This is a genomic window from Escherichia sp. E2661 (assembly GCF_004745185.1).
Lineage (GTDB): Bacteria > Pseudomonadota > Gammaproteobacteria > Enterobacterales > Enterobacteriaceae > Escherichia.
The window spans coordinates 201311-207571 of the sequence record NZ_PDIG01000014.1; the positions used below are offsets into that span (position 1 = coordinate 201311).

Genomic DNA, 6261 nt, shown 5'->3' on the forward strand with positions numbered 1-6261 from the left:
AACCACCTCTTTTCTGGCTTACGCCACCGTTAACTGTCCGGCGTAGAGAATGAAAAAGCGCAGCATCAATACACCGACCAGGCTGGCTCCACACGCCGCCAGCACGGCAGGAATGCCGGAACTGCGATTGACCCACGGTTTGAGCAACATTGGCACAATCAGCCCCAGCCCGGCGACACCAAGCCAGAACCACCACGTCCAGAAACCGCCGCCCAATGCCGCCACCAGCGCACGCACTTTACCGTCATCGCCCAGCGCCAGACCGACAAAAAAACGCCACCAGCAGGAAGATTTCACCCCATACCACGGGGATTTCCATACGGTGTACAAAGTGCGCTTCCGTGGAATGCGGGTTACTGCGTTGGCGTATCGCCATGGCGATCAGCGCCACCGCCGCACCGGACGAGATGCCGGAGAAGAGGAACAGCACTGGCAGGATCGGATTATTGAGGAACGGATACGATTTCAGCGCCGACAGCAGAAAGCCGGTATAAGCCCCCAGCAGCACCGCCAGCACCAGCATCAATGTTTCCAGTCCGCGATGAACGGGCGTCAGCAGGCTCAGAACCTTTTGCACGATCCCCAGCTTCGGCAACCAGCGTTGTTGCAGGGCAAGCAAATCATGTTCAAAGATTTTCGCCAGCCACAGCACCAGCACCACCATGTAGAGCTGAAACAGCATCACCCCCATCGACATCACCGAGGTAAAACTGTAGTGGAACATCAGCTTCCAGAAGGTCCACGGCTTTGTCAGGTGGAAGACGAGGATCAACAGACCGAGGATCACCGCGCCAGGCCCGACAATCAGCGTGGTGCGCAGCAACGTACTGTCTGCACCACCCGCCTGCGGGTAGACGCGACGTAACAGCACGGCCAGCGTCACCAGACCGGCAGAAATACCAATCAAAAACAGGTAGATGGCAATCGGCCAGTCCCATACCAGCGATTCAAAATGAAATGCGGAAGTCTGCGTCATTGGCTCACCTCCCCGTATTTAAACGGTACGCGGTACAGCTTCGGTTTGGTTCCCAGCGCCAGCTTGTAGCGGTAAGTGGGCTTCTGGCGCAGCAGTTGCGAAATCTCACTGTTGGGATCGTCCAGATTGCCAAACGTCAGCGCCTTCGTCGGGCAAGCCTCAACGCACGCGGGTAGCTTACCGGCCTGCAAATTGGTCTTGCGGCAGAAATCGCATTTGTCCGCTGTCTTCGTGACCGGATGGATAAAGCGCACGCGGTACGGACAGGCGGCGATGCAGTACTGACAACCGACGCAGAGATCCGGGTTAACATCGACAATCCCGCTGGCGGCATCGCGAAAAGACGCACCGGTCGGGCAGACGTCAACGCACGGCGCATGATCGCAGTGCTGGCAAGACTTACGGAAGAAGCGATATTTCACATCAGGAAATTCGCCCTGCGGCTCGCTACGAATAATCGTCAGGCGCGAGACACCTTCCGGCACCTTGTTCACTTCCCGACAAGCATCCATACAGGCGGTACAGCCGATACATAACGACTCGTCATGCACCATGCCGTAACGCACCCCATTGATATTCAACGTTTTCGCCACCACGCGCCCTGCGGTGCCGCTGACGGCTGCCAGCACGCCGACGCCGGTGAGAAACTGGCGACGTGACCAGGTCATGGCTGCTCCTTAAGCAACGGAACAGACGCCGGGTTAAAGTTCGGATTGGTGCGCTGATCGCTGTGGCAATCGACGCAAATCTTAATCCGTCCTTTGTCACTTAACGTCTGCATCGTATCTTGCTGTGGATGCAGGGAATGGCAGCTGGCGCACGCCACTTTGGTTACGTGAACATCGTGCGGCCAGAACGCTTTTTGCAACTGTTCCGGCAGATGGCAGGACATACAAACACTGTTCTGCTCACCAACCTTGTACATCGGCTCGTTAAAGCGCATCACATCTTTCACCCCTTCACGGTGTTGCGGTGATGGCTGACCGTGACAGTTGGTGCAGGTGACCGGCAGTTTGTTATTCGGGTTGATAACGGAAGCATGTTTGCCATGCATACCTTCGGTATCTGGCTTATGACAGTCCAGACAGGCGGCATCCGGGTTACGCTGCTGGGTAACTTCGTAGCGATCACCAGATGCCTGCGCCGCAGGGGTAGCGGTAATTCCGTTCAGGCTCCACAACAGGCCCGACGCCAGCACCCCGGCAGTTAATAACGAACGTAATACGCTCATATTCACTCCATTGTGTTTTCCGCCCCTTGCGAGGCGGAACGGGGTTATTGGCTTAACAGACCGTTTTTACGTGCCTGTTCTTCCCACTGCGGGATCACCGTTTTGATGAAGTCCTGCTTCTCGGCCTTGATTTGTTCCATGTCCAGGCCAATGGCCTGCTGGGCTTTCTCTTTGGTCGAGATATCCGGGATCTGGATTTCATGGGTGATGCCTTTGGTCGCCAGCAGACGCGCCAGTTTGGTACGCGCATCCGCCGCTTTATCCATCGCCGTACCGAGCATCCGTAGACCTTCTTCCGGTGCGTGCATATGAATACCGTGGGAAGCGATCGCCAGATCCCAACGCCACTGGGCATGACGGATATCGTCTTGAATCGGCTTCATTTCGGCTTCCGTCGCGCCTGCATCCAGCGCCGCTTTCGCTTCGAAGTGAGCGTGAACCAGTTGATCTTCAACCTTGATTTTCAGGTCGTTAATCGACTGCTTACGTTCCGCGACCACTTTTTGCAAGGCGGCTTTGTCCTGGGTATGGCAGTTCGCACAAGTCTGGGCGAAGTTATCAAACGGATTGCCAATTTTATGGTCGGTGTAGAGTTTGCCTTCGGCGTTCTGCACTTTTGGCATATGGCAGTCGATACAGGTCACGTTGTTTTTGCCGTGAATGCCCGCTGTCCAGGTTTCATATTCCGGGTGCTGCGCTTTCAGCATTGGTGTTTTTGACAGGGAGTTAGTCCAGTCAGAGAAGGCAATTTTGTCGTAATACTGCTCCATATTTTCGACTTTCATGCCGTCATCCCACGGGAATTTAACCGCTTTGTTTTTGCCGTCGAAGTAATACTCCACATGGCACTGACCGCAAACCATCGATTGCTGGTCGAAACGTCCGGCTTTCTCAAAAGGTTTACCAATGGCTTCCATCGCGCGAGCCGCATACGGACGGGAAAGGGTTAACTCCGGCTTGCCTTTGGCGAACTCTGGTGAGGCGGTGTTATGGCAATCGGCACAACCTAAGTTGTTGACAATTTCCGGGCCGCCGCGCGCCCATTTACCGTGGAAGTAGCCATCTTCGCCGTCTTTCTGGATCAGACGCGCCACATCCGGGCTTTTACAACTCCAGCATGCCATCGGTAGCGGACCATCTTCGGCGTTTTTCGGCGCACCGGTACGCAGGGTTTCACGAACATCGGTCACAGCAAAGGCATGTCCACGCGGCTTGTTGTAATCGCGCGAGAAGGGATACCCCGCCCACAGGATCACCAGTCGTGGATCTTCCGCCAGGGCGTCAACACGCTCTGACTGTTCCGAGGTGGCTTTCCAGGAGATATATTGATCGGGATGCTGCGGGGCAAAGGTTTCATTCTTCGCTTCCACAGTTACAGGTTTCGCGGGAGCGGCCGTTTGTTCAGCGTGAACAGAAGTGAAAAAGAAAAAAGGAATCAACAAGCTGAAGATACGGCGTGCGTTTATTTTTATCCTTGTCATAGGGGCTTTATCCAAATTTTGCCATTGAGGCAATGGCAGTTTTTATTGTTTTTTCATGACAGTAACCGCACATACACTGTCATGACATTGCTCGCCCCTATGTGTAACAAATAACCACATGCGGAATGTTGTCTTTAATCAATTGTAAGTGCATGTAAAATACCACTTTAGAGTTAGTTGGTAATTTCCTCCATTTCAAACACATGCATAACTGCATGTTCCAGAAAGAAAATGCCAACTTTTGTTGCTGTCCTTCAAAAATAATCCTGTCGTTTATTTGCACAATTCTACTTTTGCGTGATCTGCCGCCCAAATACTAAACAAAACTGCCAATACCCCTACATTTAACGCTTATGACACATATTATTAACATCCTACAAGGAGAACAAAAGCATGAGCCAAATACACAAACACACCATTCCTGCCAACATCGCAGACCATTGCCTGATAAGCCCTCAGCAGTACGAGGCGATGTACCAACAATCAATTAACGCACCAGATACCTTTTGGGGCGAACAGGGAAAAATTCTCGACTGGATCAAACCGTACCAGAAGGTGAAAAACACCTCCTTTGCCCCCGGTAATGTGTCCATTAAATGGTACGAGGACGGCACGCTGAATCTGGCGGCAAACTGCCTTGACCGCCATCTGCAAGAAAACGGCGATCGTACCGCCATCATCTGGGAAGGTGATGACGCCAGTCAGAGCAAACATATCAGCTATAAAGAGCTGCACCGCGACGTCTGCCGCTTCGCCAATACCCTGCTCGAGCTGGGCATTAAAAAAGGTGATGTGGTGGCGATTTATATGCCGATGGTACCGGAAGCTGCGGTCGCGATGCTGGCCTGCGCCCGCATTGGCGCGGTGCATTCGGTAATTTTCGGCGGCTTCTCGCCGGAAGCCGTTGCCGGACGCATTATCGATTCTAACTCACGGTTGGTGATCACTTCCGATGAAGGTGTGCGCGCCGGGCGTAGTATTCCGCTGAAGAAAAACGTTGATGACGCGCTGAAAAACCCGAACGTCACCAGCATTGAACATGTGGTGGTACTGAAGCGTACTGGCGGAAAAATCGACTGGCAGGAAGGGCGCGACCTGTGGTGGCACGACCTGGTTGAGCAAGCCAGCGATCAGCATCAGGCGGAAGAGATAAACGCCGAAGATCCGCTGTTTATTCTCTACACCTCCGGTTCTACCGGTAAGCCGAAAGGCGTGCTGCACACTACCGGCGGTTATCTGGTGTACGCGGCGCTGACCTTTAAATATGTCTTTGATTATCATCCGGGCGATATCTACTGGTGTACCGCTGATGTGGGCTGGGTTACCGGACACAGTTATTTGCTGTACGGCCCGCTGGCCTGCGGCGCGACCACGCTGATGTTTGAAGGTGTACCGAACTGGCCGACGCCTGCCCGTATGGCGCAGGTGGTGGATAAGCATCAGGTCAATATTCTTTACACCGCGCCCACGGCGATTCGCGCGCTGATGGCGGAAGGCGATAAAGCGATTGAAGGCACCGACCGTTCGTCGCTACGCATTCTCGGTTCCGTGGGCGAGCCAATTAACCCGGAAGCGTGGGAGTGGTACTGGAAGAAGATCGGCAACGAGAAATGCCCGGTGGTCGACACCTGGTGGCAGACCGAAACCGGCGGTTTCATGATCACCCCGCTGCCTGGCGCTACTGAGCTGAAAGCCGGTTCGGCGACGCGTCCGTTTTTCGGCGTGCAACCGGCGCTGGTGGATAACGAAGGTAATCCACAAGAAGGTGCCGCTGAAGGCAGTCTGGTGATCACCGATTCCTGGCCGGGTCAGGCGCGTACGCTGTTTGGCGATCACGAACGTTTTGAGCAGACCTACTTCTCCACCTTCAAAAATATGTATTTCAGCGGCGACGGCGCGCGTCGCGATGAAGATGGCTATTACTGGATCACCGGGCGCGTGGACGACGTGCTGAACGTCTCTGGTCACCGTCTGGGGACGGCAGAGATTGAGTCGGCGCTGGTGGCGCATCCGAAGATTGCCGAAGCCGCCGTGGTGGGTATTCCGCACAATATTAAAGGTCAGGCGATCTACGCCTACGTCACGCTTAATCACGGGGAGGAACCGTCACCAGAACTGTACGCAGAAGTCCGCAACTGGGTGCGTAAAGAGATTGGCCCGCTGGCGACGCCAGACGTGCTGCACTGGACCGACTCCCTGCCTAAACCCGCTCCGGCAAAATTATGCGCCGTATTCTGCGCAAAATTGCGGCGGGCGATACCAGCAACCTGGGCGATACCTCGACGCTTGCCGATCCTGGCGTGGTCGAGAAGCTGCTTGAAGAGAAGCAGGCTATCGCGATGCCATCGTAACCCACAATTGCCCGATGCGAGTCGGTAACGGTTTGTAGGCCTGATAAGACGCGACAGCGGCGCATCAGGCGTTGATTGCCGGATGCGGCGTGAACGCCTTATCCGGCCTACATTCGGCAACGGCTGTAGGCCTGATAAGACGCGACAGCGACGCATCAGGCGTTGATTGCCGGATGCGGCGTAAACGCCTTATCCGGCCTACATTCGGCAACAGTTGTAGGC

The 6261-nt window shown here is 54.6% G+C and carries 3 protein-coding genes and 2 pseudogenes; 1 reads left to right on the forward strand and 4 read right to left on the reverse strand.

The genetic code is table 11. From position 1 onward, the window contains the following. Positions 1 to 18: 18 nt before the first annotated feature. The 4 genes and pseudogenes from nrfD to nrfA all read right to left on the reverse strand — a co-directional run bounded on the left by nrfD (position 19) and on the right by nrfA (position 3688). Positions 19 to 976 (reverse strand): annotated as a pseudogene (gene nrfD, locus CRI63_RS08150) (cytochrome c nitrite reductase subunit NrfD). Continuing rightward, positions 973 to 1644 (reverse strand): cytochrome c nitrite reductase Fe-S protein, encoded by a 672-nt coding sequence (nrfC, locus tag CRI63_RS08155; protein WP_000220281.1) that lies wholly within the window; start codon positions 1642 to 1644, stop codon positions 973 to 975. Before nrfC ends, nrfD begins: the two are co-directional and overlap by 4 nt. Then, positions 1641 to 2207 (reverse strand): cytochrome c nitrite reductase pentaheme subunit, encoded by a 567-nt coding sequence (gene nrfB, locus CRI63_RS08160; RefSeq protein ID WP_001296647.1) that lies wholly within the window; start codon positions 2205 to 2207, stop codon positions 1641 to 1643. The genes nrfC and nrfB overlap by 4 nt, the downstream gene beginning before the upstream one ends. Positions 2208 to 2251: 44 nt before the next feature. After that, complete coding sequence (nrfA, locus tag CRI63_RS08165; RefSeq protein WP_135519176.1) at positions 2252 to 3688, reverse strand: ammonia-forming nitrite reductase cytochrome c552 subunit; 1437 nt, start codon at positions 3686 to 3688, stop codon at positions 2252 to 2254. Between the two features lie 393 nt (positions 3689 to 4081). On the opposite strand from nrfA, the pseudogene acs reads away from it, so the two are divergent. Next, positions 4082 to 6039 (forward strand): annotated as a pseudogene (acs, locus tag CRI63_RS08175) (acetate--CoA ligase). The last annotated feature ends 222 nt before the right edge of the window (positions 6040 to 6261 follow it).